The sequence below is a fragment of the Bordetella sp. genome, assembly GCF_057362025.1.
In genome coordinates this window covers 1-25354 of sequence record NZ_JBMQQZ010000074.1, presented here as the reverse complement: position 1 = coordinate 25354, position 25354 = coordinate 1, and the positions used below count along the sequence as shown (strand labels likewise).

22 protein-coding genes are annotated in these 25354 nt (G+C 66.5%); 8 read left to right on the top strand and 14 right to left on the bottom strand.

The window, feature by feature from the left end:
- Position 1 precedes the first annotated feature (1 nt).
- The 8 genes from ACO1P8_RS14340 to hslO all read left to right on the top strand — a co-directional run bounded on the left by ACO1P8_RS14340 (position 2) and on the right by hslO (position 8136).
- Positions 2-493, top strand: coding sequence for a RidA family protein (locus tag ACO1P8_RS14340; RefSeq protein ID WP_486296562.1), 492 nt, complete (start codon positions 2-4; stop codon positions 491-493).
- Between the two features lie 7 nt (positions 494-500).
- Positions 501-1658, top strand: coding sequence for an FAD-dependent oxidoreductase (locus ACO1P8_RS14335; protein WP_486296561.1), 1158 nt, complete (start codon positions 501-503; stop codon positions 1656-1658).
- Complete coding sequence (locus tag ACO1P8_RS14330; RefSeq protein WP_486296560.1) at positions 1642-2268, top strand: SRPBCC family protein; 627 nt, start codon at positions 1642-1644, stop codon at positions 2266-2268. Before ACO1P8_RS14335 ends, ACO1P8_RS14330 begins: the two co-directional genes overlap by 17 nt.
- Positions 2265-3785: a gamma-glutamyltransferase family protein gene (locus ACO1P8_RS14325; protein ID WP_486296559.1), complete on the top strand. Its 1521-nt coding sequence runs from the start codon at positions 2265-2267 to the stop codon at positions 3783-3785. The genes ACO1P8_RS14330 and ACO1P8_RS14325 overlap by 4 nt, the downstream gene beginning before the upstream one ends.
- 87 nt (positions 3786-3872) lie before the next feature.
- Positions 3873-4745 (top strand): UDP-2,3-diacylglucosamine diphosphatase, encoded by an 873-nt coding sequence (locus tag ACO1P8_RS14320; RefSeq protein ID WP_486296558.1) that lies wholly within the window; start codon positions 3873-3875, stop codon positions 4743-4745.
- A 165-nt stretch (positions 4746-4910) separates the two neighbouring features.
- The gene (locus ACO1P8_RS14315; RefSeq protein WP_486296557.1) at positions 4911-6587 is read left to right on the top strand and encodes an acetate--CoA ligase; all 1677 of its coding nucleotides are present in this window, start codon (positions 4911-4913) and stop codon (positions 6585-6587) included.
- Positions 6588-6606: 19 nt separating this feature from the next.
- Positions 6607-7128: a gamma carbonic anhydrase family protein gene (locus ACO1P8_RS14310; protein ID WP_094841145.1), complete on the top strand. Its 522-nt coding sequence runs from the start codon at positions 6607-6609 to the stop codon at positions 7126-7128.
- An 87-nt stretch (positions 7129-7215) separates the two neighbouring features.
- Positions 7216-8136 carry an Hsp33 family molecular chaperone HslO gene (hslO, locus tag ACO1P8_RS14305; RefSeq protein ID WP_486296556.1) on the top strand — a complete coding sequence of 307 codons (921 nt, stop codon included), beginning with the start codon at positions 7216-7218 and terminating at the stop codon, positions 8134-8136.
- Positions 8137-8232: 96 nt separating this feature from the next.
- Here the strand turns inward: hslO and ACO1P8_RS14300 are convergent, their stop codons facing one another.
- The 14 genes from ACO1P8_RS14300 to ACO1P8_RS14235 all read right to left on the bottom strand — a co-directional run.
- Positions 8233-8961: a hypothetical protein gene (locus ACO1P8_RS14300; RefSeq protein ID WP_486296555.1), complete on the bottom strand. Its 729-nt coding sequence runs from the start codon at positions 8959-8961 to the stop codon at positions 8233-8235.
- Positions 8962-9205: 244 nt separating this feature from the next.
- Positions 9206-9583, bottom strand: a complete 378-nt coding sequence (gene ftsB, locus ACO1P8_RS14295; protein ID WP_486296554.1) for a cell division protein FtsB — start codon at positions 9581-9583, stop codon at positions 9206-9208.
- Between the two features lie 66 nt (positions 9584-9649).
- Positions 9650-10936: a phosphopyruvate hydratase gene (gene eno, locus ACO1P8_RS14290; protein ID WP_486296553.1), complete on the bottom strand. Its 1287-nt coding sequence runs from the start codon at positions 10934-10936 to the stop codon at positions 9650-9652.
- 93 nt (positions 10937-11029) lie between these two features.
- Positions 11030-12685, bottom strand: coding sequence for a CTP synthase (pyrG, locus tag ACO1P8_RS14285; RefSeq protein ID WP_486296552.1), 1656 nt, complete (start codon positions 12683-12685; stop codon positions 11030-11032).
- A gap of 169 nt (positions 12686-12854) precedes the next feature.
- Entirely contained in the window at positions 12855-14738 is a 1884-nt protein-coding gene (locus ACO1P8_RS14280; RefSeq protein WP_486296551.1) for a M24 family metallopeptidase, read from the bottom strand.
- A gap of 19 nt (positions 14739-14757) precedes the next feature.
- Entirely contained in the window at positions 14758-15576 is an 819-nt protein-coding gene (locus tag ACO1P8_RS14275) for a M55 family metallopeptidase (protein WP_486296550.1), read from the bottom strand.
- Positions 15577-15603: 27 nt separating this feature from the next.
- Positions 15604-16773 (bottom strand): DmpA family aminopeptidase, encoded by a 1170-nt coding sequence (locus ACO1P8_RS14270; RefSeq protein ID WP_486296549.1) that lies wholly within the window; start codon positions 16771-16773, stop codon positions 15604-15606.
- Positions 16774-16775: 2 nt separating this feature from the next.
- Positions 16776-17693 (bottom strand): glutathione ABC transporter permease GsiD, encoded by a 918-nt coding sequence (gsiD, locus tag ACO1P8_RS14265; protein ID WP_486296548.1) that lies wholly within the window; start codon positions 17691-17693, stop codon positions 16776-16778.
- A gap of 7 nt (positions 17694-17700) precedes the next feature.
- Positions 17701-18621 carry a glutathione ABC transporter permease GsiC gene (gene gsiC / locus ACO1P8_RS14260; protein WP_486296547.1) on the bottom strand — a complete coding sequence of 307 codons (921 nt, stop codon included), beginning with the start codon at positions 18619-18621 and terminating at the stop codon, positions 17701-17703.
- A 90-nt stretch (positions 18622-18711) separates the two neighbouring features.
- On the bottom strand, positions 18712-20268 hold the full coding sequence (gene gsiB / locus ACO1P8_RS14255; RefSeq protein ID WP_486296546.1) for a glutathione ABC transporter substrate-binding protein GsiB: 1557 nt from the start codon (positions 20266-20268) through the stop codon (positions 18712-18714).
- An 82-nt stretch (positions 20269-20350) separates the two neighbouring features.
- A complete protein-coding gene (locus ACO1P8_RS14250) occupies positions 20351-22279 on the bottom strand; it encodes a dipeptide ABC transporter ATP-binding protein (RefSeq protein ID WP_486296545.1) in 1929 nt (642 codons plus the stop codon).
- Between the two features lie 46 nt (positions 22280-22325).
- Positions 22326-23303, bottom strand: a complete 978-nt coding sequence (locus ACO1P8_RS14245) for an isoaspartyl peptidase/L-asparaginase family protein (RefSeq protein WP_486296544.1) — start codon at positions 23301-23303, stop codon at positions 22326-22328.
- Positions 23300-24181, bottom strand: a complete 882-nt coding sequence (locus ACO1P8_RS14240; RefSeq protein WP_486296543.1) for a MurR/RpiR family transcriptional regulator — start codon at positions 24179-24181, stop codon at positions 23300-23302. The genes ACO1P8_RS14245 and ACO1P8_RS14240 overlap by 4 nt, the downstream gene beginning before the upstream one ends.
- Before the next feature lie 209 nt (positions 24182-24390).
- The coding region (locus tag ACO1P8_RS14235) for a lysylphosphatidylglycerol synthase domain-containing protein (RefSeq protein ID WP_486296542.1) at positions 24391-25354 on the bottom strand (964 nt) is incomplete at its 5' end.

Genomic DNA, 25354 nt, shown 5'->3' with positions numbered 1-25354 from the left:
CATGTCCATCGAAACCTTCAACTCACTCAAAGGCACGACCCCGGAAGCCCGCCTGGCCGAACTTGGCATCGTATTGCCGGAGCGGCGGCAACCGGTGGGCAACTATGCCGGCGCCGTCACGACAGGCAATCTGGTGTTCGTCGCGGGCCACGGCACGTTCAAGGGAGCGGAGCAGACGCACAAGGGCAAGCTGGGCGCGGAAATTTCCATCGAAGAAGGCAAGATGGGGGCCCGCAACGCGGTGATCAGCGCGCTGACATCGCTGAAGGCCGAAATCGGTGAGCTGTCGCGAGTCAAGCGAGTGGTGCGTCTGTTCGGCATGGTCGCGTCGACGCCGGATTTCTTCCGCCAGCCGGAAGTCATCGACGGTGCGTCGGACATCCTGACCGCCGTATTCGGTGCCGCAGGCATCCATGCCCGCTGCGCGGTCGGGTTCGCGGCATTGCCATTCAACATGCCCATCGAGCTGGAAATGGTCGTCGAGATCGAGTGAGGACAGCATGACACGTACCGCAGAAATTGCCGGCGGCGGAATCGGCGGCCTGGCCGCCGGCGCCTTGCTGGCCCGTCAGGGCTGGCGCGTCCGCGTCCACGAACAGGGCGACGACATCCGCGAGATCGGCGCCGGGATCTACATCAAGAACAACAGCCTGGAAGTCCTGGAGCACCTGGGCGTCATGCGCCGCATCGAAGCCCACGGCACCAGGCTGGACCGCGCGCAGATCCGCTTCGCCGACGGCCGGGTAAAGCAGGAGCGGCAGCTGACCGGCGCATCGCGCGTGCACACCTTCGCGCGCCAGACATTGATAGAAGGGCTGCGCGACGTTGCCCTGGACAGCGGGGTGCAAATCCTGACGGGCAGCCGCGTCACCGGCGCGCGCGACGGCAGGCTGCACACGAAGGAAGGGAGCTATCCCGCCGATCTCGTTATCGCCGCGGACGGCGTCCATTCCGCGGTGCGTGCATCCCTGGGTATCGGCGGCGGCTTCAGCGAACTGCCGACGCTGATAGACCGTTTTTTGATCGAATCGCGCCAGTTCACGCCCGAACTGCAAACGGTCGAACATTGGTCGGGTAACCGCCGCATCGGCGTAACGCCGGCCGGACCGCTCCATACCTATGTCTACATGGTGGCGCCCGCGGCCGATACGCGCGCGGCGCGGCTGCCGCTGGACGTGGCCGACTGGTCGCGGCGCTTTCCCTTGCTGCGCCCGTTGTTCGAGATGCTGGCGGCCGCGCCGGCGACCCAGTATCCCTATGGCGTGGTCAGCTGCCCGCGTTGGGCGGTGGGCAACGTCGCCATCCTGGGCGACGCGGCGCATGGCCTGCCGCCGACCCTGGGCCAGGGCGCCGGCCTGACGCTGATGAACGCGCTGGCGCTGGCCACGCTGGTGCGCGACGCGACCGACATCCCCGCCGCGCTGCGAAGCTGGGAGCAACGCGTGCGCTTCATCAGCGATCGAACCCAGGCCTGGTCCTGCCGCTATGACGCTTTCACGCGCCAATGGCCTACCGTGCTCGATTTCGCCCGCCCGCTGGTGGTATGGAGTTTCGGGCGCTTTCGCTCGCTGAACGACCGCATGCGCATCGCCGACCGCGGCCTGAGCCTGGCGGGCATCGAGATCGACACGAGGTACGGCCATGCTGATCGACGGTAGCAAGACGCTGGCGGCGGACCGCACCGCCGTCTGGCAGGCACTGGGCGACGCCGACTTCCTGCGCGCGACGATCCCCGACTGCAAAACGCTGCAGGCCATCGACGCGGACCGCTACGCCGCCACGCTCGTCAGCGCGGTCGGCCCGGTGCGGGCGACATTCGACGTCACCTTCCGCCGTGAGGTCGAAACCGCGATGCAATCCTACGTACTCGTTGGCGAAGGCAATGGCGGGATGGCCGGTTCGGCCGCGGGCCGCATCCGCATCGAACTGAGCGATATGCCGGGCGGCACGCTGCTCACGTATTCCGCCGAGACCACCATCAATGGCAAGCTGGCGCAACTGGGAAGCCGGCTGATCGACCACGCGGCGCGCAAGTTCTCGGAGCGCTTTTTCCAGAACGTGCAGAAGCGCCTGGCCTCCCCCGCCGAGCCCATCGCGGCGACGCGGACGGCCCGCGCGGAAGCCCCCGGCGCCACGGGGCGGGGATGGGCAGCCGGCACGCCGGAGCCCGGCACCACGGCCCGTGGATCCCCACTCGCATGGTGGCTGCCGCTGGCGTGCGGCCTGGGCTGCTTCGCCGGAACCTTCCTGGGAAGCTACCTGCGATGAGCGGCCCGTCCGGCGCGCGCGCCGCTCTTTACGGGCATCGCCATAGCGTTGCCACGGGCCATCATCTGGCAACCCGTGCCGCCTGCATACAACTGGAGCGGGGCGGCGCCTTGGTGGACGCGATGATCGCCGCCTCGGCGGTATTGACCGTGGTCCTGCCGCATGCGACGTCGCTGGGCGGCTGCGGCATGATGCTCCTGCACGACGCCGCCGGCGGACAAACCCATGCGCTCAACGGATCCGGTATCGCGCCGGGAAGCGCCGACCCCGCCTTGTTCGGCGGGGCAGTCGACGCACGCGGCCCGCGCAGCTGGGTGGTTCCCGGCCTGGTCCGCTTATGGGCACAGGCACATCGCCGGCACGGACGGCTGCCCTGGAACACGCTGTTCCACGACGCCATCGAACTGGCCGCCGACGGCGCGGCGTTCTCCAGCGAAATCCGCCGGAATCTTGCGCTTGCCACCACGCAGGTTCGTAAACAGCCGGGCTTTGCGCAGGCATTCCAAGTCGATGGACAGGACCGCCAGGCAGGAACGCCATGGCGGCAGATTGCCGTGGCCGCAACGCTGCAACGCATCGCGGCGCATGGGGAAGACGGGTTCTACGAAGGACCAGTGGCCGACGCCTTGTGCCGCTTCGCCGCGGAAACCGGCGGCCTGTTGCGCCCCGAGGACCTTAAGCGCATCGCGGCGGATTGGACGGAGCCCGTCCACCAGGACTATGGCCGACGGCGGGTTGCCGTCATGCCGCCGAACTCGGTGGGCGTGCTGATGCTCGCACAACTGTCCCGCTTGCAATGGCGCCTGGACGTTCCGCGGGAACGGCGGCTGTATGCGCAGGTCATGAATGCGCGCGCCTGCCTGCCAGGACTGCGCGACCGCGTCGCGGATCCCGCGGCGCGCTGGCCATGGCACGACGACGGTTCGGAATCACCCCGCTTCCCGGACGCCGGCGCGGAACCGGGAGACACCGCCGGCATCGTGCTGGCGGACGGGTCCGGCAACGGCCTGGTCATGTTGCAAAGCGTGTTCCAGCCCTTTGGTAGCGGGTGCGTCGATCCCGTCACGGGCGTGCTGATGAACAACCGGCTCGGAGAGTTCAGCACCGATCGCCGGCACTTCAATGTGCTGGCCCCCGGCAAGCGGCCGGTACATACATTGAATCCCTATATCGTGTTCCGGGATGGCGCGCCCGAGCTGTTTGCCGTGTCGCCGGGCGGCATCAGCCAGACGACGACCGGGGTGCAATGCATCTCGAATGTCCTGGTCGACCGCGCGCCCCTTTCCCTTGCCATCGACCTGCCGCGCTGGAGCATCGGGCGGGACGGCCAGGTCATGTGCGAGCCGGGATTCTCCGACGGCGCGCTTGCACTGCTCGAAGCGTCGGGCGTCGCGGTGGAAGCGGACTCGACGCATCCTTTCTACTTCGGCTCGATCAAGGCGGTGCAAAGGCATGGGTCTGGCATGCTGGAGGCTGCGGCGGATCTGCGGCGCCAGGCCTGTGCCGCGGCCTGGTGAAGGCTGCTCGCGTCGGGCGCCCGGCGTGTCATAAAACCGCCATGCCAATTTCACATCCGCGTCATCGCGCAGTGATCTCATGCCGACATGACAGCGCGACCCGAGGGATATGTGGACGAGATTCGGCCGACGCATTGGCGCACCGTGTGGATTTCCGACTTGCATCTCGGCACGACGGGGTGCAAGGCCGAATTCCTGCTCGATTTCCTGGACCACAACGAAGCCGAGACGCTGTACCTGGTCGGCGACATCGTGGATGGCTGGCAATTGCGCAAGCACTGGCACTGGCCACGCGCGCATAACGACATCGTGCAGCGCATCCTGCGCAAGGCGCGGGAGGGCACCCGGGTGGTATTCGTACCGGGAAATCATGACGAATTCGCCCGCGAATTCATCGGCTACGCGTTCGGCGACATCGAGATCGTCGATGAGGATGTCCACCACACCGCCGACGGCCGCAGGCTGCTGGTGCTGCACGGCGACCAATTCGACGGCGTGATCCAGCACAGCAAATGGCTGGCACACCTGGGCGATACGCTGTACCAGTTCGCGCTCTGGCTGAATCATTATTTCAACCGCATGCGGCACCGCATGGGCTTGCACTACTGGTCCTTGTCCCAGTACCTGAAGCACAAGGTCAAGAACGCCGTCGCCTTCATCACGGATTTCGAGCATGCACTGGCCGGCGAGGCCCGCCGGCGCGGCCTGGATGGTGTCGTCTGCGGCCACATCCATAAGCCGGAAATGCGCGACATCGATGGCGTCCTCTACTGCAACGACGGCGATTGGGTGGAAAGCCTGTCGGCACTGGCCGAAGACCATAGCGGCCGCCTGCAGCTGGTGGATTGGGCGGCCGTGCTTGCCGAGCGGGTCGCCGGCGCGCCTCCCGCGCGCGCGCCGCGCCCGGTCTCCCTGCCTGCCCTGCCGTCGGCCCTGCGCCGTCAGGGCAGGCACCCGTAGGGCCAGGAACGCCCGCGGAACATCCGTGAAAACCCTAGACATGAGTAGGGGCAACACGCCAATGTTGCAGATAGTGGCTCGCTAGGTCATGCTTGCGTCTGGGGCAATCCGGCCCCAAAAGCACTGCCGACGAGTTCCATCGTTGTAACCGCTCATAACAGGGCCATGAACGATCAATACCAGGCGCTTTACGACTCATTCCGCTGGCTAGTACCGACCCAGTTCAACATCGCCGAGGTGTGCTGCCACCGTTGGGCCGAAAGCGGTCTCGACGCGCGGCGCATTGCCATTTATTACGAAGACGAAGCGGGCAATAGAGAGGTCTGGACATACGGCCGCCTGGCCGAAGCTGTGAACCAGCTGGCCAATGGCCTGTTGCGCATGGGTGTGGGCAAGGGCGACCGCGTGGCTGTTGTTTTGGGACAACGGCCAGAGACCGTCGTGGTCCATATGGCGACCTACAGCGTGGGCGCGGTCATCGTGCCCCTGTCCGGCCTGTTCGGTCCCGAGGCCCTCGAATCGCGCCTGCGTGATTCGGAGGCGCGGGTGGCTGTGGTGGACGCCGCCTCCAGCGCCAATCTGCTGTCCATCGCCGAGCAATGCCCGGCGCTGCAACAGATCATCGGCATAGGCTTCGCCGACGAACGCGTGCTGCCCTGGCGCAGCCTGCTCGCGCGGCAATCGGCGGACTTCAAGCGGATCAATACGCTGGCGACCGACCCCGCCATCCTGCTTTACACCTCCGGGACCACGGGCGCGCCCAAGGGTGCGCTGCTGCCCCATTCGGTGCTGATCGGCAACCTGCCCGGTTTCGTCGCCTCGCAGGATTGGTTCCCCAAGCAGGGCGATGTTTTCTGGTCGCCCGCGGACTGGGCCTGGACGGGCGGCATGATGGATGCGCTGCTGCCCACGCTGTATTTCGGCCACCCCATCGTCGGAACGCGCGGGCGTTTTTCTCCCGAACGCGCCTTCGAGCTGCTGGAACGCTATCAGGTCACCAATACCTTCCTGTTCCCGACCGCCCTGAAAGCGATGATGAAAGCGGTCCCCGCGCCGCGCGAACGTTACAAGCTGGTGCTGCGCGCGCTCATGAGCGCGGGCGAAAGCGTCGGCGAAACGGTGTTCGGCTGGTGCCAGTCGGCACTGGGCATCACGCCGAACGAAATGTTCGGCCAGACCGAGATGAACTACCTGGTCGGCAATAGCCAGGCACGCTGGCCCGCCAAGCCGGGCAGCATGGGCCGGCCCTACCCGGGGCACCGGGTAGCCGTCATCGACGAGCAGGGGCAGCCGGTCAAAACAGGGGAAATCGGCGAAATCGCGCTGAACCGCTACGACATCCACGGTCATCCGGACCCGATTCTTTTCCTGCAGTATTGGCGCAACCCCGTCGCGACCGCGGCCAAATTCTCGGGCGACTGGTGCCGCACAGGCGACCTTGCCCGCATGGACGAAGACGGCTACCTCTGGTACGCCGGCCGCAGCGACGATGTCTTCAAATCCGCGGGCTATCGCATCGGGCCGGGCGAAATCGAAAGCTGCCTGCTGGGGCATCCCGCGGTGGCCAATGCGGCTGTCGTCCCCAAGCCCGACCCGGAGCGGGGCGCGCTGGTCAAGGCCTACGTCGTGCTGACGCCGGAGTTCGCCGGGCAGGCGACGGAAGGCATCGTGCAGGCCCTGCAAGACCACGTGCGCGAACGCCTGGCGCCTTATGAATACCCGAAGGAAATCGAGTTCCTCGAAGAATTGCCCATGACGACCACGGGCAAGGTCCAGCGGCGGATACTGCGGCAGCGGGAAGAGGAAAAAGCGGAAAAGGCGCGCGGCGACCAGCGCGCCTGATGCAACGGAGAACCGGGCCATGGCCATTTACGAACTCGACGGCGTCGCGCCGCGCATCGACGCCAGCGCCTATATCGCCGACAGCGCCGACATCATCGGCGACGTCACCCTGGAAGCGGAAGTCAGCATCTGGCCGCAGGTAACGATACGCGGCGACAACGCGCCCATCGTCATCCGCCGCGGCAGCAATATCCAGGAATCCTCTGTCCTGCACGTCGACAAGGGCCACGGCCTGATCGTCGAACCGCGTGTCACGGTGGGCCATCAGGCCATGCTGCATGGCTGCACGATACGCGAGGGCGCGCTGGTGGGCATCCAGGCCATCGTGCTGAACGACGCCGTGGTGGGCCGCAATTGCCTGATAGGCGCCGGTGCCCTCATCCCGGAAGGCCGTGTCATCCCGGACAACAGCCTGGTCATCGGCATCGGCAAGGTCGTACGCGAACTGACGCCGGAAGAAATCGACCAGATGCACCGCAATACGCAGGGCTATGTCGATCGGGGACAGGAATACAAGCGCGTGCTCAAGCGGATCGCCTGACAGGGTCTGCTCAGCCATAGCCTCGCCGGCCCGGATGATGGCCGATACGGTCCGGCAGCGCGGGCCGTATCGGCTAACATTCGAGGCATGACTGATCTTCTGAAGAAATACCTGTTCGAGGATCGTACCGTGCGGGTGCAGGCGGTACGGCTGCAGGATACCTGGCGTTCCGCCCAGGTCAACCATGACTACCCCGTCGCGATCAAGCGGCTGCTGGGCGAACTGATCGCCGCCTCCACGCTGCTGGCCGCCAACCTGAAGTTCGACGGCTCGCTCGTCATGCAAATCCAGGGCGATGGGCCCATTGCCCTGTTGGTGGTGGAATGCCGGGCGGATCTCAGCCTGCGCGCCACCGTCAAGCTGCGCCAGGATCACGCGGTACCGGATACCGGCACCATGCAAAGCCTGATGAACCCGGGCGGAAACGGCCGTTTCATCGTCGTCCTGGATCCGCAGCGCAAGATCCCCGGCCAGCAGCCCTACCAGGGCATCGTTCCCATTGTGGGTGAAACCGTCGCCGACGCGCTGGGCCATTACATGCAGCAGTCGGAGCAGCTGGAAACCCGCTTGTGGCTCGCCGCCGACGAAAGCCAGGCGGCCGGCATGCTGCTGCAACGGATGCCGGGCCAGGGCGGCGTGGCGCAAACGCCGGAAGCCGCGGAAGAAACGTGGAACCGCGCGGTCCAGCTGGCGCAGACATTGAAGCCGGACGAGCTGCTGGCCACGGACATCGATACGCTGGTCCATCGGCTGTACTGGGAAGAGACCCTGCTGACTTTCGAGCCGGCCGGGGTCCGTTGGCATTGCCCATGCAACCGCGGCAAGGTGGCCGATATGCTGCGCATGCTGGGGCGAGCGGAAATCGAGGACATCCTGGCCGAGCGCGGCCAGGTCGAAGTGGCTTGCGACTTCTGCGGCAAGCCGTATCTCTTCGACGCGGTGGATTGTGCCGGTTTGTTCACGGACTCGAAAGCGGTGCCGGAGCAGGACCCGCCCACGGTTCACTGAAGATCGGCCCGACGCGCGACGAGCGGCGACGTCGGCACGCGCTGCCCGGACGCGGCGAAGCGGACGCGCCCTACAGGCAATCCTGTGTCGGGCGCGTCACGCGTAGATGTCGCAATCGACGCATGACGCGCGGCACCGCAGACTGGCGGCATGCCTTGCCTTCCGCATCCCATTGCCCGCCAGCGCGGCGCAGCCATGGCCAGCTTCATCGTTACCGCGCTGCCGCTGTTGTTCTGCGCGCTGTTCGCCATTGAGGCCGCGCGCTGGCACCTCGTTCGGCAGATGCTGCATCTCGCCTTGCTGGAGGCCGCCCGGGCCGGCGCGACCGCGCACGGCCGGCCCACTGCCATCGAACAGGCCTTCGAAACCGCCCTGCTGCCCCTGTTTCAACCGCCCGGCCGGCACGGCAGTCCGCGCGCCCGCATGCGGGCTACCTTCCAGGACATGCTGCAGGAGACCGGCGCCTTCCCATGGCGCATCGACGCCCTGTCCCCCACGGATGGCGCCTATGCGGACTTCGCCGATACGGCCCTGCGGGTGGCTGGCGCGGCAGGCCTGCCCGCCATCAGCAACGACTACCAGGGCGAGCAGCACCTGCGGCGCCGCCGCATGGGATGGCCGGGCGGCCGCGGCCCGCGCTCGGGACAGACCATCTTCGAGGCGAATATGTTGCGGCTGCGCCTGAGCTATGCGTATCGCCCCGGCGTGCCGGGGTTGCGCGCCGTATTGCGGCAGCTCGCGGCGATGCGCGGCGACCGTGGCCCGGCGGCTCGCGCCGGGATGCTGCCGATCTCGATGGAGATCGCCCTGCCCATGCAGTCGCATCCGGTGCGGTGGCAGGCGGCACGGCACGGCCCATCGGCCCGCCGCGCGCTGGGCGCGGCGACGCCATGGCGCGCCGGCGGCAAAGGGGAACCCGGGCGGCGCGCGGCACAGGAGCCGCCACGCCAGGCTTTGCGGGACATGCTCGCTCCGCCTGGCGGCGCCAGCGCTATCACAGGTGGGGAACAGGCGGACGATCCGGCATGCGGCGTCCTTTTGTGCTGCGCGCCGAGGCCTCCGGCCGCGTTCAGCGGCGCGCCGGCTGCTGGGCGGGCGCAGGGCGGTTGGCCGGCGCGGGAGCCGTACCGGGGGCGCCGCGGTCGGACGCGGGCGCCGTGGCGGGGGGATTGCTGCCGGCCGGGACGATCTGTACGAATACCTCGCCTTCTTTCATCATGCCCAGCTCGCTGCGGGCCCGTTCTTCCAGGGCGCCGGTGCCGGTCTGGAGGTCGCGCACTTCGGCGTCCAACGCCGCATTGCGCGCACGCATCCCTTCGTTCACCGTGCGCTGCGCCGCGACCTGTTTCTGCAGGTCCCAAACCTTGAACCACCCGCCCTTGCCCAGCCAAAGCGGGTATTGGATCAGGCAAACCAAGGCCAGCAGAACCAGGAACAACAGGCGCATGCGGGGGTTATCCGATTGAAGTTGAGCGGCGCGCCATGTCGGGCGCGCCGCCGGGCGCACTGAACGCTAGCGCAGGTTGTAGAAGGCTTCCAGGCCGGGATAGGAGGCGACCTCCGCCAGTTCCTCTTCGATGCGCAGCAGCTGGTTGTATTTCGCCATGCGATCCGAGCGCGAGAGCGAACCGGTCTTGATCTGCATCGCGTTGGTGGCCACCGCGATATCCGCGATGGTGGAGTCTTCCGTTTCCCCCGAACGGTGCGACACCACGGCGGTGTAGCCGGCGCGCTTGGCCATTTCGATGGCGGCAAAGGTTTCGGTCAGCGTACCGATCTGGTTGACCTTGATCAGGATGGAATTGGCCACGCCCTTGGCGATGCCTTCCTTCAGGATGCGCGTGTTGGTCACGAACAAATCGTCGCCCACCAGCTGCACCTTCTTGCCCAACTGGTCGGTCAGCAACTTCCAGCCGTCCCAGTCGTTTTCGGCCATGCCGTCCTCGATGGAAATGATGGGGTACTTGTCGCACCACGTCGCCAGCAGATTGGCGAATTCCTGCGAGCTGAGCGAAATGCCGCCCTCGCCTTCCAGCACGTACTTGCCGTTCTTGAAGAACTCGGAGCTGGCGCAATCCAGGCCCAGCGCGATCTGCGTGCCCGGCTCGTAGCCCGCTTCGCCGATCGCCTTCAGAATCAACTGGATGGCGGCCTCGTGGTTGGCCACGTTGGGCGCGAAGCCACCTTCGTCGCCCACCGCCGTCGACATGCCCTGGGCATTGATCAGCTTCTTCAGGGCGTGGAAGACCTCCGCCCCCCAGCGCAGGGCTTCGCGGAAGCTGGCCGCGCCCACCGGCAGGATCATGAATTCCTGCAGGTCCAGGGTGTTGTTGGCATGCGCGCCGCCGTTGATGACGTTCATCATGGGAACGGGCATGCTCATGGGGCCGCTGCCGCCGAAATAGCGGTACAGCGACAGGCCGGATTCATCGGCCGCGGCACGCGCCACCGCCATGCTGGCAGCCAGGATGGCATTGGCGCCCAGGCGTTCCTTCGCGTCGGTGCCGTCGAGCTCGATCAGGGTGCGGTCGACGAAGGTCTGTTCCTGCGCGTCCAGGCCCATCAGGGCTTCCGAAATCTCGGTATTCAGGTTCTCCACCGCGCGCAGCACGCCCTTGCCCAGGTAGCGGCTTTTGTCGCCGTCGCGCAATTCGATGGCCTCGCGCGTGCCGGTCGAGGCACCGGACGGCACCGCTGCGCGGCCCATGGCGCCCGATTCCAGCAACACATCGCATTCCACGGTCGGATTGCCGCGGGAATCCAGGATCTCGCGGCCGATGATGTCGACGATTGCACTCATGATGGTTCTTCCCTAAGTCGATAAGATCAAGAAACTTTTACGCGGCGACGCCGGGGTGGCCGGCGTCGTCGGGGATGAAGCGGCCGTGGCGCTTCACGCGGTGTCCTTGGCACGCCGGTCCTGGCGATCGATGGCGGCCTGGATGTAGCTGGAGAACAAGGGATGTCCATCGCGCGGCGTGGACGTGAACTCGGGGTGGAATTGCACCCCCACGAACCAGGGATGCGCCGGCAGTTCCATCATTTCAGGCAGGTTCTCGGTCGGGGTGCGCGCGCTGATCACCATGCCGGCCTCTTCCAGGCGCGGCACGTATACGTTGTTCACCTCATAGCGATGGCGATGCCGTTCGTTGACTTCCGGCCCATAGATCTGCGCGGCGCGCGTGCCGGGCTTGACCGGGCAGCGCTGGGCGCCCTTGCGCATGGTGCCGCCCAGGTCGGAATTGGCATCGCGTTTTTCGACGCGGCCTTCGCGGTCCATCCATTCGGTAATCAGCGCCACCACCGGGTGCGGCGCGGCCGGGTCGAATTCGGTGCTGTTGGCACCGCCCAGGCCGGCGACGTGGCGCGAGAACTCGATGACGGCCAACTGCATGCCCAGGCAGATGCCGAGGTAAGGAACGCCGTTTTCACGGGCGTAGCGTATGGCCGCAATCTTGCCCTCGGTGCCGCGCTTGCCGAAGCCCCCCGGCACCAGAATGGCGTCCAGGTGCTTCAGGCTGTCCGTGCCGTGCTCTTCCAGGTCTTCCGAATCGATGTATTCGATCTTGACGCGGGAGCGGGTATGGATGCCCGCGTGCACCAGGGCCTCGGTCAGGGATTTGTACGATTCGGTCAGGTCGACGTACTTGCCCACCATGCCGATGGTGACCTCCCGCACGGGATGTTCCAGGGCTTCGACCAGGTCGTCCCACATGGAAAGATCCGCCGGCGGCGGCGTCAGGCCCAAAGCGTCGCACACCAGGTTATCCAGGCCCTGCTTGTGCAGCATGGCGGGGATCTTGTAGATGGAGTCCGCGTCCCACACGGAGATCACGGCATCCAGCGGCACGTTGGAAAACAGTGAAATCTTGGCGCGTTCGTCTTCGGGGATGGGACGGTCGGCGCGGCACAGCAGCGCGTGCGGATAGATACCGATTTCACGCAATTTCTGCACGGAGTGCTGCGTGGGCTTGGTTTTCAGTTCGCCCGCCGAGGCGATGAAGGGCACCAGGGTCAGATGGATAAAGGCCGCATTATTGCGGCCCATGCGCAGGCTCATTTGCCGGGCGGCTTCGAGGAACGGCAGCGATTCGATATCGCCGACGGTACCGCCGATTTCGACGATGGCCACGTCGGTATTGCCATCCCAGCCGGCTTCCGCGCCGCGCGCGATGAAGTCCTGGATCTCGTTGGTGATGTGCGGAATGACCTGGACGGTTTTGCCCAGGTAGTCGCCACGGCGTTCCTTGCGCAGCACCGATTCGTAGATCTGCCCCGTGGTGAAGTTGTTCACCTTGCGCATCCGGGTGGAAATAAAGCGCTCGTAGTGACCCAGGTCCAGGTCGGTTTCGGCGCCGTCTTCCGTGACGAAAACCTCGCCATGCTGGAAGGGGCTCATCGTGCCCGGATCGACGTTGATGTAAGGATCGAGCTTGAGCAGGGTGACTTGCAGACCGCGCGATTCGAGGATCGCGCCGAGGGACGCGGCGGCAATGCCTTTCCCCAGGGAAGACACCACGCCGCCGGTGACAAATACGTATTTGGTCATCGTGAATAGCGCCCGGGGCGGCCGGGCGCGTGCGGGAAATTTGGATTATAGCCGCCAGGGCGGCGAATCCTTCTATTTCGCCCGGCGTCGTGAAGTAACAACGCCGGCACCGCTCCGCGGGCGCCCGCAACCGGATCGCGGCCGGTGGCCCGCCGGGGACCGGCGGCCTCTAGGACGCCGCCAACGGCAGGGTCCGCGCCACCAGCCATTCGCGCGCGGCGCCGTCGACGTACGGCAGCAGCCGCTCCCGGACCTGGGCGTGGTAATCGTCCAGCCAGGCGATTTCGTCGGATCGCATCAGATCGGCCTGGATGCAAGACGTATCGATAGGACACAAGGTCAGGGTTTCGAAGGCAAGGAATTCGCCCAGCTCGGTCGTCTGCGCCGGCCGATTGCAGACCAGGTTCTCGATGCGCACGCCCCAACGGCCAGGCCGATAGATCCCGGGTTCGTTGGAGGTGATCATGCCCGGCTCCATGGCCGTGTGCGGCGACGCCGGGGCACGATGCGAAATCACCTGCGGCCCTTCGTGGACATTCATGAAATAACCGACGCCGTGGCCCGTACCGTGGCCGTATTCCGCGCCCCCTTCCCAGATGGGCGCACGGGCGATGGCGTCCAGCATCGGCGAGAGCACACCGCGCGGGAAGCGGGCGCGGGACAGCGCAATCATGCCCTTGAGCACCAGCGTGAAATCGCGCTTCTGCTCCGCCGTCGGCGTACCCACCGCCACCACCCGGGTAATGTCGGTCGTGCCGCCCTCGTACTGCCCGCCGGAGTCGATCAGGAGCAGGCCGTCGCCTTCGATGACCGCGTGCGACGCGGCCGTGGCGCGGTAATGCGGCATGGCGCCGTTGGCGTTATAGGCGGCGATGGTGCCGAAGCTGAGCGAGACGAAGCCCGGCCGGCGTGCGCGGGCGGCCGACAGTTTTTCGTCTATGGTCAGCTCGGTGATGCGCTCGCGTCCGGCGGCCGCCGCGAACCAGGCGAAGAATTCGCACAGCGCCGCGCCGTCCTGCTCCATGGCGGCGCGCACGTGGGCCAGCTCGTCGTCGGTCTTGCGGGATTTGGCCAGCGTACTGGGGTTGATGGATTCCACCCGGCGAGCCTGCGCCGGCAGGGCCGCCAGCACACCGATCGTCGTGCGCGCCGGGTCGACCAGGACCGCGGTGTCCGCGGGCAGCGCCGCCAGCGCGGCCGCGAAAGCCTCGTAGGGACGCACCGCCACGCCGTCGGCGGCCAGCCGGTCGGCCACCGCGGCGTCGATCTTGCCGGCGGCCGTGAAAACCTCCACGCGGTCCGGCAGGACCAGCGCGTGCGCCACGAACACCGGGTTGTAGTCGACGTCGGCGCCGCGCAGGTTGAGCAGCCAGGCCACGTCGTCCAGGGAACTGATGACGTGCGCGCCCGCGCCCTTGGCCCGCATGGCGGCGCGCAGCTGGGCCAGTTTGTCGGCGCGCGGCACGCAGGCGTAGGGGGGCAGGTGCTCGCGCACCGGCGTGACTGGCAGGCCGGGCCGGTCCGGCCAGATTTCCGCCAGCAGGTCGTGCCGGATGTCCAGGCTGCCGCCCGCGGCGCGGACCGCATCGGACAGCGCCCGATGCGCCGCCAGCGAGAGGACCTGGCCGTCGGCGCCCACGACCGGGCCAGCGGCAACGCTGCCGGCCGGTTTGCCCTGGCCTGCCTGCGAGGAACCGTTCGGCGCGGTCGTGGCGCCACCGCCGGAAAGGAGGTTGGCGCAGTAGTCGCCCAGCCATTCCGGGTGGGCGGGCACGCCCGCGTCCCCCAGCTTCATCAGGCTGACACAGGTGCCGGCCAGCTGCGACCCGGCCTGAACCCAGTACCGGCTGTCCACCCACAGGCCCGCGAAATCCGCCGTGACCACCAGGGTACCCACCGAACCGGTAAAGCCGGACAGCCACTGGCGTCCCTGCCAGCGCGACGGCAGGTACTCGGACAAGTGCGGGTCGGCGGAAGGAACGACATAGGCGGACAGGCCGTGCGTGGCCATGGCCTGGCGCAGCGCGGCGATACGGGCGTCGGTATGCGACATCGGAATCCTCGGGCGCCTTTCAGCGCAGCATGAATGACATGGCGGCCAGGCTGTTCAGCGTCCGGATGGCGGCCTGCATGCTTTCCGTGGTGAAGCGCAGCGTCACGCCGTCCACGCGCTCCAGCGCGGGCCAGGTGCAGAACAGGTCGGCCAGGGCCGAGGTCTGGGTCTGCAGGACGCATTCTATAGGCGGTTCGATGCGCCAGGGCTTGAGCGTGCCGATATTGCCCGTGGCCGCGCGCGCGGCCTCGCGGATGGCGGCTCGCGCGGCGGCCGGCGACAGCGACACGCCGCTCCCCTGCCCGCGCGCGATCTTGGTCTGCACCCAGACCGCCCCGGGAAAGAGCTCGCGCGTTTCGCCGATGAAGACATCGTCGCCGCTGGCCAGGGCCACCGGCACGCCCAGTTCCCCTGCCAGCGCGCCGTACAGCCCGGCTTCGCCCAACTCCATGCCGTTGATGCGGACCTTGGCGAAGGAAAACCCGTTGATGGTGTGGGCCAGCACGCCGCGTCCCTGGGCCCGCGAGTGATAGCCGATCATGAATACGGCGTCGCAGGCTTCTTCCAGGCCGCCGACCATGCCGAGGTAGCGCGGCTTGCCCAGCACCAGACGGGCGCGTTCGTCGATCCCGTCGGGCAGCAGATTGCGATAGCCGCCATGCGAGTCGTTGACCAGCACGTCGTCGGCGCCGCCTTCGAAGGCCCCGGCGACGGCGGCATTGGCTTCCCCCGTCATCCAGGCGCGGGCGCGCTCGTATTCGGCATTGCCGGCGGTGACCTGCTGGGAATGGAAGACGCCTGCGACGCCTTCGATATCGGTGGAAATCAATATGCGCATGACTGCTCGATCAAGAGAGGAATGTGATCATGGCCCCGCGGCCAGCCATTGCGGCCACGCGGGAATGGCATCGCGGATGGCCCGGCGCTCATGGCCGTCGCGGCCGGTCACGCCCTCGGCATGCCACAGGGCGTGCAGGATGGCCTGCTCCGTGGCTTCCGCGGCCGCCTCGAACAGCGGATCGATGCGGGTTTCGTGCAGCATGGCGATGGCCGGCATCGGCCGCTGCGCCAGGTGCGGCACGGTGTACGCCGTGGAAAACGCCAGGGCGATGTCGCCGCTGCCATGGCCGAACACCGAACCGGTGCGGGCCAGGCCGGCGCCCGCGCGCAGGGAAAGCCGGCGCAGTTGCCGGGCATCGAGCGGCGCGTCGGTGGCCAGCATCAGGATGATGGAGCCTTTCTCGGTGTCGTCCTCAGCCGAACGGGCGCCGTGGCCTGCGGTATGGGCGTCGGCATGGCTCGACTGCCTCTTGCCGGCATGCGGCGCTCGTTCGCCGCCCGCCACGGCAAGGTCCCCGGCCCCGGTACGCGCCTGTTCCAGCCAACGGCCGAACGGCCTGCCGGCGACCGTCAACAGCGGCTGGCGGCCGAAATTGGCCAGGACCAGCGCGCCGACCATCCACGACCGCCCGTCGATCGACCGCGTGCGCCGCGATGCGCTGCCGATGCCGCCCTTGAAGCCGAAGCAGGACATGCCGCGGCCGGCGCCGACGGCGCCCTGCGCGCAACGCGCCCCCGCGGCATCCAGGGCAGCCACGTAGTCGGCTTCGCTGACCGCCATCGCCTGGATGTCGTTCAGGTAGCCGTCATTGCATTCGAACACCAGTGGATTGACCGTGGGCCAGGCGCGGCCGATCTCCACGTTGGCCGCGACGGCCTGGCGGATCTGGGCATTCGCCACCGTACCGACGGCGAAGGTGTTGGTCAGCGCGATCGGCGTTTCCAGTACGCCGAGCTCTTCCACCTGCACCAGGCCCACGCTCTTGCCGAAGCCGTTCAGCACGCTGGCGGCCGCCGGTACCTTGTCACGATAGATATCGCCCGCATGCGGCCGTACGACGGTCACGCCGGTCTGGACGGATCCCCGCGCCAATGTGGCATGGCCGACGGTCACGCCATCGATGTCGCACAGGGAATCCAGCGGGCCGCTGGGCAGCGTGCCGACGCGCGGGAAACGAGGTTGCGGCTCGATCATGCCTAGCGCCGGTCTATCTTGGGATCCAGGGCATCGCGCAAGCCGTCGCCCAATAGGTTGAACGCCAATACGGTCAGGAAGATCGCCAGCGCAGGAAACACGGCAATATGCGGCGAGGTCACCATATCGGCACGCGCCTCGTTCAGCATCGCGCCCCACTCCGGCGTGGGCGGCTGCGCGCCCATGCCCAGGAAGGACAGGCTGGCGGCCGTGATGATGGAGGTGCCGATACGCATGGTGCCGTAGACCACGATGGGCGAGATCGTGCCCGGCAGGATATGGCGCAGGATGATGGTCCAGTCCGAAGCGCCGATGCTGCGTACCGCTTCCACATAGGTCATGTGCTTGATCGCCAGCGTATTGCCGCGCACCAGGCGGGCGAAGGCCGGTACGCTGAACACCGCCACGGCCACGACCACGTTGACCATGCTGGAACCGAGGATGGCCACCACGCCGATGGCCAGCAACATGCCGGGGAATGCGAGCAGCACGTCGGAAAGACGCATGCTGATGCGCTCCCACCAGCCTTCGTAATAGCCGGCCATCAGGCCCAGGAACGTCCCCACCGCGGCGCCCAGCAGCACCGACACGAAGCCGGTCACCAGCGAAATGCGCGCGCCCATCAGGATGCGGCTGAAGATATCGCGGCCCAGCGCGTCCACGCCCAGCCAGTGCACCAGCGACGGGCCGGCGTTCAGGTTGTCGTAGTCGAAATAGTTCTCGGCGTCGAAGGGCACGATCCACGGCGCGAATACGGCCACCAGGATCAGCAGCAGCACGAAGATGCCGGCCGCGACCGCCAGGTGCTGCTTCTTGAACTTGCGCCAGAACTCGCTGAAAGGCGTGCGCACCGCTTCCGTGGCGGCGGGTACGGCGGCCGTGGCGGTGGCCGCGGCGGCGGTGTTATCGAGTTGCGTCATGGCCGCCTCACTTGTACCGGATGCTGGGATTGATCACGCCATACAGCACGTCGACCACCAGGTTGATCAGAATGAACTCCAGGGAAAACAGCAGCACCAGGCCCTGGATGACCGGATAGTCGCGCTGCGTAACGGCATCGACCAGCAGCGCACCCAGTCCGGGCCAGCTGAAAACGGTCTCCACCACGATGGACCCACCCAGCAGGAAGCCGAACTGCAGGCCCATCATCGTCACCACGGGAATCAGGGCATTGCGCAGCGTGTGCTTGGCCACGACCACCGATTCGGCCAGGCCCTTGGCCCGCGCCGTGCGCACGAAGTCCTCCTGGATGACCTCGACAAAGGAAGCGCGGGTAAAACGCGCCATCACGGCCGCCACGGCGGCACCCAGCGTAATCGAGGGCAATATGTAGTGTTTCCAGCTGGACGCGCCTATGGTCGGCAGCCATCCGAGCTGGACAGAGAAAACCTGCATCAGCATCATGCCCAGCGCGAATGCCGGAAACGAAATGCCGGAGACCGCCAGCGTCATGCCCAGCCGGTCGGGCCAACGGTTGCGCCACACGGCCGACGCGATGCCGATGATCATGCCGAACAGTACCGACCACACCATGCTGGCCAGCGTCAGCAATAGCGTCGGCACGAAGCGATCGGCGATCTCGGTGCTGACCGGACGCTTGCTGCGCAGCGAAACGCCCAGGTCGCCCCGGAGCATATGCGTGAAATAGCGGACGAACTGCTGTGGCAGCGGCAGGTCCAGTCCCAGTTCCTGGCGCACCAGCTGCACGGTCTGCTCGTCGGCCTCCTGGCCGGCCGCCAGCCGCGCGGGGTCTCCGGGCAGCATATGGACGAACATGAACACCACCGCGATAACCAGCAGCAGCGTGGGGATCATGCCCAGAAGGCGCTTGACGATATAGGTAAGCATAAGAATTCCTGCGCGCGGATGCGCGGCATCCGCGCGGTCATGCCACGGCGCGGCCGTGGCGCCGCGGCGCCACGGCCGGCCGAACGTTCATCACTTCAGATCGACGTCGCCGAACCAGAAGCTGGTGTCGGGCATCACATACACGCCGGTCAGGTTCTTCGACTTGATGTACACGTTGCCCTGGGTGACCAAAAAGGCCCACGGCGCATCCTTCCAGATGGTTTCCTGCGCATCCTTGTACAGGGCCGTCTTCTCATCCTTGTTGGTGGTCGTCAACGCCTTCTTGATGTCATCGTCGACCTTGGGGTTGGAGTAGTAGGCCGTGTTGTTCAGCTGCGGCGGGAAGGCTTCGGTAGCCAGCAAGGGACGCAGGCCCCAATCCGCCTCGCCCGTGGACGACGACCAGCCGGCGTAGTACATCCGCACCTTGGCATCGGCGGGCTTTTGCACCTGCTGGACGCGCTGCACGCGCTGGCCGGATTCCAGCACCTCGACCGACACCTTGATGCCGACCTGGGCCAGCTGCTGCTGCAGGAACTGCACGATCTTCTGCGACGTGCCGTCGTTATAGGCGGACCACAGCGTGCTTTCGAAACCGTTGGGATAGCCGGCTTCCTTCAGCAGTTCGCGCGCCTTCTTGGGATCGTAGGGCCAGCCTTTCTTGTCGATCTCGTAGGCATACTCGACGCCCTGCGGAACAACGCCGGTGGAGACGGTGGCATAGCCGGCATAGGCCACCTTGATCAGCGCCTGCTTGTTGATGGCGTAATTGATCGCCTGGCGCACCTTCGGATTATCGAAAGGCTTTTGCTGGACGTTCATCGACATATAGCGGGCCATGATCGAATTCTTGCGGTCGACCACGTCGATCTTGTCGTTCTTGGCCAGCGTGGCCGCCTGCTCGTACGGGACGGGGAAGGCAAACTGCGCCTCGCCGGTCTGCACCACGGCGGCGCGGGTGTTGTTGTCCGTCACGGTGCGGAAGGTCAGCGTATCGATCTTGGGATAGCCCTTGCGCCAGTAGCCGTCGAACTTCTTCACCTTCAGGTATTCGGCCGGCTTCCATTCGACGAATTCGAAGGGACCCGTCCCGACGGGGTGAAAGCCGATATCCTTGTTGCCCCACTTCTTCAGCGCGGCGGGCGAGATCATCATCGCGGCGGGATGGGCCAGCGCGTTGATGAATGCCGAGAACGGACGCTTGAGGGTGATGCGGACGGTGTAGGGATCGACGACTTCGGTTTTTTCCACCTGGTTGAACTGCGTATAGCGCGTCAGGTGGTTCTCGGGGTTGGACACGCGGTCGAAGTTGACCTTGACGGCCTCCGCCGTGAAGTCCGTACCGTCCTGGAATTTCACGCCCTTGCGCAGCTTGATCGTGTAGACCAGGCCGTCGGGGCTGACTTCATAGCCGGTGGCCAGCACGGGCTGGATCTTCAGGTCCTTGTCGAACTCGAACAAGCCTTCGTAGTACGCCTTGCCGGCGGCCTGGTTCAGGGTGCTATTGGTGTTGTAGGGATCCAGCGTTTCCAGCGCGATGGACACCGCGAAGGTCACATCCTTGGTCGCATGCGCGAGCGGCGACGCGGCGATGCCGAAGGCCAGCGCGGCGGCGGCCATCAGGCGGGTGGGGCGCAATGTTTTCATGTGATGCACTCCTGGTTCGTAAAGGAGGGTTGGTGGAGAAACAACGGCAGATACGGCGCGACGGAATGCGGGCAGCCTGGGTTCAATACAGGCCGCCCACGGCATGCCGCGCCACGAAATGGCCAGGCCCGACGTTGACCAGCGGCGCGACGACGGGCTCGTCGCCGGGCTTGCGGATGGGACTGGGGATCTCTTCGGTCAACAGGGTGCGCTTCAAGTGGCGTCGCGCCGGATCGGCGATCGGCACGGCCGCCATCAGCTTCTTGGTATAGGCATGCTGGGGGTTCTCGAAAATCGCACGGCGCGGGCCGATTTCGACGATCTGGCCCAGATACATCACCGCCACGCGATGGCTGACGCGTTCGACCACTGCCATATCGTGCGAGATGAACAGGAAAGACACGCCCAGGTCGCGCTGCAGATCGATCAGCAAATTGACGATCTGCGCCTGGATGGATACATCCAGCGCCGACACCGATTCGTCCGCGATCACCACTTTGGGGTTAAGCGCCAGCGCCCGGGCGATGCACACCCGCTGCCGCTGGCCGCCGGAAAACTCGTGCGGATAGCGCTGTGCCATGGCTGCCGGCAAACCGACGCGTTCCAGCAATTCGGCGACGCGGCGCTCCGCTTCCTTGCCGCTGGCCACGCCATGCACCAGCAGGGGCTCCATGATGGAGAATCCCACCGTCACGCGCGGGTCGAGCGAAGCGAACGGATCCTGGAAAACGAACTGGATATCGCGGCGCAGCGCCTGCAGTTCCTGCCCCCTGAGCTTGCCGATATCGCGGCCTTCCAGCACGATGCTGCCGCCCTGGCTTTCCGTCAGGCGCAGCAGCGACCGACCCGTCGTCGATTTGCCGCAGCCCGATTCGCCGACCAGCGCCAGCGTTTCGCCGGGATAGAGGTCGAAGCTGACCTTTTCCACGGCATGCACGCGCCCGCGCACGCGGCTCAGGATGCCGCCGCGCAGATCGAAACGCGTGACCAGGTCGCGCACGCTCAGTATGGGTTCGCCCGCCATGTGCGGCGGCTGCGCTTCGGCCCGCGCGCGCGCCGCGGCGGCATCGGCCGCGGCAGTGGCGGAAGCCGCATCCAGCCGCACCAGTTCGAAACGTTCGGGCAATTCCGTGCCGCGCATGGAGCCCAGCCGGGGCACCGCCGAGAGCAGCGCCTGCGTATAACGATGGCGCGGCGCGCTGAAGATCTCCGCCGACGGCCCCTCTTCCACCTTGTCGCCGCGATACATCACCAGTACGCGGTCCGCGACTTCGGCCACCACGCCCATGTCGTGCGTGATGAACACCACGCCCATGTGCATCTCTTCCTGCAGGGCGCGGATCAGTTGCAGGATCTGCGCCTGGATGGTGACGTCCAGCGCCGTGGTGGGCTCGTCGGCGATCAATAGCGCCGGTTTGCAGGCCAATGCCATCGCGATCATCACGCGCTGGCGCATCCCGCCGGACAACTGGTGGGGATACCGGTCCATGATGGACCGCGCCTCGGGGATGCGCACCTGTTCCAGCATGCGCAGCGCTTCGGCGCGCGAGGCCGCGCGATCCTTGCCTTGATGCAGGCGGATCGATTCCGCGATCTGGTCGCCGGCCGTGAAGACCGGATTGAGCGAGGTCATCGGCTCCTGGAAAATCATCGCCATATCGGCGCCACGCACGCCGCGCATGTCGCGCTGGCTGGCGCCGGCCAGTTCGATGACCTGGCCGGCACGCCGGCGCAGCAGCATGCTGCCCTGGGCGATGCGGCCGCCGCCGTGCTCGACCAGGCGCATCAGCGCCAGCGATGTCACCGACTTGCCCGATCCGGATTCCCCCACGATGGCCAGGGTCTCGCCCCGGTCGACATGGAAGGACAGCTCGCGCACGGCCTCCACGGTCCGCTCCGCGGACACGAAGCGCACGGTCAGGTCGCTTACCTGGACCACGCGATTTTCCGGCAACGCCAGCCTATCGCCGCGGCGGTCCGCTGCCTGGTTGGCCATCCTGCTATCGGCCATATTCATCCCCTTGCAAAACAATTGCCATGCGCGTTCGCCACCGCGATCATCGATATATCGCGGCCACCGGCGCTTCGCCCACGCGGGCATACCCGCGGTACATCCCTTCGGTATTGAACGTCAGCGACACATTGCCTTTGGCGTCCACCGCGATCAGGCCGCCCTTGCCGCCGATGCGCGGCAGCTTTTCGTGCATGACCGAATGAGTCGCATCTTCCAGGGATACGCCGCGGTATTCCATCTGCGCCGCGACGTCATAGGACGCCACCATGCGGATGAACATCTCGCCGGTTCCCGTGGTGGACACCGCGCAGGTCGCATTGGCGGCGTAGCAGCCGGCACCGATCAGCGGGGCATCGCCGACGCGGCCCACCTGTTTGTTGGTCACGCCGCCCGTCGAGGTCGCCGCCGCCAGGTTGCCCTGTGCGTCCAGCGCCACCGCGCCCACCGTGCCGAACTTGCGGTCAGGATCGATGGGCGCCGCGGCCGGTTGCACGCCCGCCACCATGGCCTGGCCATCGTGGTCCAGCACCGCCGCGCCGGGCTGCTCGCGCTGGACGCGCAGCAGCTGTTCGTAGCGCGCCGGCGTCGAAAAGTACGACGGGTCGACGATTTCCAGCCCTTCCTCGCGGGCGAATGCTTCCGCCCCCTCGCCCACGAAGAACACGTGCTTGCTGTGCTCCATGACGCGGCGCGCGGCGAGCACCGGATTGCGCACGCAACTCACATTGGCGATGGCGCCGGAACGCAGCGTGGCGCCGTCCATGATGGAGGCGTCCAGCTCGTGCGTGCCCGCGCTGGTGTAGACGGCGCCATGACCGGCGTTGAACAGCGGACAGTCCTCCAGCCGGGTGACGGCTTCCGTCACCGCGTCCAGCGCGCTGCCGCCCCGCGCCAGCACTGCTTGCGCGGCGGCCAGAATCTCGTTCAAGGCATCCAGGTACTCGCGTTCCTGCGCCGGCGATATCGAGGCCCGGGACATGGTGCCGGCGCCGCCGTGGATGGCAACTACGGGTTGGATCATCGGTTTCTATCTCCTGCACCATGGATCAGCCACGGCATGATGGATTGGGTCGCTTCAAGCGCGGATGCGACCGAGTCTTTCGCGCGGAATGCCACCGCCGCCGCCAGGGCCTCGATCAGGCCCAGCGCCGCGGTTTCCGCGTTGGCGGACAGCTGCCGCTCGGAATAGGCATACAGCGCCACGGACGCCAGCGGCGCCAACGGCGACGTGGGCTTGTCGGTCAGCGCCAGCACGGGAACGCGCGCGTCCTTGGCCGCCTTGGCAAGCGCGACGGTATCGTTGACGTAGCGCGGAAAGCCGATGACGATCATCAGATCGTCCTGCTTCATGCGCGGCAGCCGCCGCGCGGCCTGGGACACGCCGCCGGGCCCTGCCAGGGATTCGACCACGTCGCAATGCATGAACAGCGAGCGGTGCAGCAGGCCGGCCAGGAAGCCGCTGGCGCCGAAACCGACGATGTAGATCCGGCGGGCCGCCAGCACGGCATCCACGGCGCGCTCGCAGGCGGCCGCGTCCAGCGACTGCAGGGAACGTTCGGCATTGCGGATGTCTTCCTGCAGCGACGCGGCGAACACCTCGGCCGCGGTGGCCGGATGCGCCAGCCGGGTGCGCAGCTTTTCCACCGGCGCCAGTGCCGACTCGAAGCCGCGTGCCAGTTCGGCGCGGAACTGCGGATATCCCGGCAGGCCGAGGATGCGGGCAAACCGGTTTGCCGTTGCCACCGAGACGCCATTCGCGGCAGCGAACTCGTCGATGGTCATCGTCGCGGCGCGGAATTGGTGCGCCAGCACGTATTCCGCCAGCCGATGCTGGGTACGGCTGAACGCGGGTTGCGCACTGGCGATGCGTTCTGCGATGGTGACGGCGGGCTGATTCATGCAGGCGGGCGGGCTTCATCGCCCGCCACGCCACATGGCTCGGCCAACGCAGGTGGCTGGGGCTAAGCGACGATGGCGCGGACGGGCTGAGGACCGTTGAACGGACGCAAAAATGTAAACAGATTTCGGGCGCTATTGTATTTATGAAAATAAATTTTCACACCCGGGTTTACCCCTGCTGCAACGCAACACGGCCGCCCAAGGCCGTGTCAGGTGGCCGACTTGGGCGTCGGCGGCAGCTCCGCGCCCCTGCGGAACCCCGCTTCCAGGATGAAATACAGGACCGCCGCCAGCGCGAACGGCCCCAGGTAATACACCGCCCGGTACGTCAGCAGCGTTCCCAGGATTTCATAATGCGGAACCTGCCCGGACAGCATGGCGACGAAGACCGCCTCCACGACCCCCAACCCGCCCGGGATATGCGTCACCGCGCCGGCGATGCCGCTCAGCAGCAGCACCCCCAGCACCAGGGGATACGGCACGTCATGGCGCATCAGGACCCAAACCACCAGGCCGATCGACATCCAGCACGCGCTGCCCAGGACGCTCTGGCCCAGGGCGACCTTCCCCGAGGGCAGCTGGATATCGTGGCCGCGTACCGTCCACGAACGGCGCTTCGACCACGCACACGCCGCCACATAGGCGAACGCCGCCGCCACCATCGCCACGCCGATCAGCCGCAGCGCGCCGGCACCGATGCTCCAGTTATCCGGGATGGGCAGCACGCCCCAGGCGAACAGGCCGCCAGCGACCCAGAAATACCCCAGCCAGTTGGTCGTCAGACTTAGACCGACGATACGCGTGATCTCCGCCGCGTCCAGCCCAAGCTTCAGGTACAGGCGGAAGCGAAACCCCACGCTGCCCACCAGCGAACCCATGTTCAGGTTGAAGGCATAGGCCACGATGCCCACCGCCATCACGCGCAAGGGCGGGATCCGATGCCCGAGATAGGGAATCGCCAGCAGATCGAAACAGCTATAAATCAGGTAGCTCGCCACGGCCACGCCGCTGGCGCGCAATAGCACGGGCCAAGTGTTGGCTTGCACGGCCTCCATCACTTTTTCCCATTCGACCTCGCGCGCCTGATCCACCAGCAGGCCGATAACCAGTAGCGCGAAGGCAATAAAGACGATCCGGCGCAGCAGGGGCCAGCGGGCCCGCAACTTCCGCATC

Bases quoted from the DNA above. Each gene is read 5' to 3' on its own strand.
- ACO1P8_RS14250 (WP_486296545.1), bottom strand. From the start codon at position 22,279: ATGGCCGATAGCAGGATGGCCAACCAGGCAGCGGACCGCCGCGGCGAT.
- gsiB (WP_486296546.1), bottom strand. From the start codon at position 20,268: ATGAAAACATTGCGCCCCACCCGCCTGATGGCCGCCGCCGCGCTGGCC.
- ACO1P8_RS14325 (WP_486296559.1), top strand. From the start codon at position 2,265: ATGAGCGGCCCGTCCGGCGCGCGCGCCGCTCTTTACGGGCATCGCCAT.
- ACO1P8_RS14330 (WP_486296560.1), top strand. From the start codon at position 1,642: ATGCTGATCGACGGTAGCAAGACGCTGGCGGCGGACCGCACCGCCGTC.
- ACO1P8_RS14270 (WP_486296549.1), bottom strand. From the start codon at position 16,773: ATGATCGAGCCGCAACCTCGTTTCCCGCGCGTCGGCACGCTGCCCAGC.
- gsiC (WP_486296547.1), bottom strand. From the start codon at position 18,621: ATGCTTACCTATATCGTCAAGCGCCTTCTGGGCATGATCCCCACGCTG.
- eno (WP_486296553.1), bottom strand. From the start codon at position 10,936: ATGAGTGCAATCGTCGACATCATCGGCCGCGAGATCCTGGATTCCCGC.
- ftsB (WP_486296554.1), bottom strand. From the start codon at position 9,583: ATGCGCCTGTTGTTCCTGGTTCTGCTGGCCTTGGTTTGCCTGATCCAA.
- gsiD (WP_486296548.1), bottom strand. From the start codon at position 17,693: ATGACGCAACTCGATAACACCGCCGCCGCGGCCACCGCCACGGCCGCC.
- hslO (WP_486296556.1), top strand. From the start codon at position 7,216: ATGACTGATCTTCTGAAGAAATACCTGTTCGAGGATCGTACCGTGCGG.
- ACO1P8_RS14335 (WP_486296561.1), top strand. From the start codon at position 501: ATGACACGTACCGCAGAAATTGCCGGCGGCGGAATCGGCGGCCTGGCC.
- ACO1P8_RS14280 (WP_486296551.1), bottom strand. From the start codon at position 14,738: ATGTCGCATACCGACGCCCGTATCGCCGCGCTGCGCCAGGCCATGGCC.
- ACO1P8_RS14240 (WP_486296543.1), bottom strand. From the start codon at position 24,181: ATGAATCAGCCCGCCGTCACCATCGCAGAACGCATCGCCAGTGCGCAA.
- ACO1P8_RS14310 (WP_094841145.1), top strand. From the start codon at position 6,607: ATGGCCATTTACGAACTCGACGGCGTCGCGCCGCGCATCGACGCCAGC.
- pyrG (WP_486296552.1), bottom strand. From the start codon at position 12,685: ATGACCAAATACGTATTTGTCACCGGCGGCGTGGTGTCTTCCCTGGGG.
- ACO1P8_RS14315 (WP_486296557.1), top strand. From the start codon at position 4,911: ATGAACGATCAATACCAGGCGCTTTACGACTCATTCCGCTGGCTAGTA.
- ACO1P8_RS14340 (WP_486296562.1), top strand. From the start codon at position 2: ATGTCCATCGAAACCTTCAACTCACTCAAAGGCACGACCCCGGAAGCC.
- ACO1P8_RS14245 (WP_486296544.1), bottom strand. From the start codon at position 23,303: ATGATCCAACCCGTAGTTGCCATCCACGGCGGCGCCGGCACCATGTCC.
- ACO1P8_RS14275 (WP_486296550.1), bottom strand. From the start codon at position 15,576: ATGCGCATATTGATTTCCACCGATATCGAAGGCGTCGCAGGCGTCTTC.
- ACO1P8_RS14320 (WP_486296558.1), top strand. From the start codon at position 3,873: ATGACAGCGCGACCCGAGGGATATGTGGACGAGATTCGGCCGACGCAT.
- ACO1P8_RS14300 (WP_486296555.1), bottom strand. From the start codon at position 8,961: ATGCGACTGCATGGGCAGGGCGATCTCCATCGAGATCGGCAGCATCCC.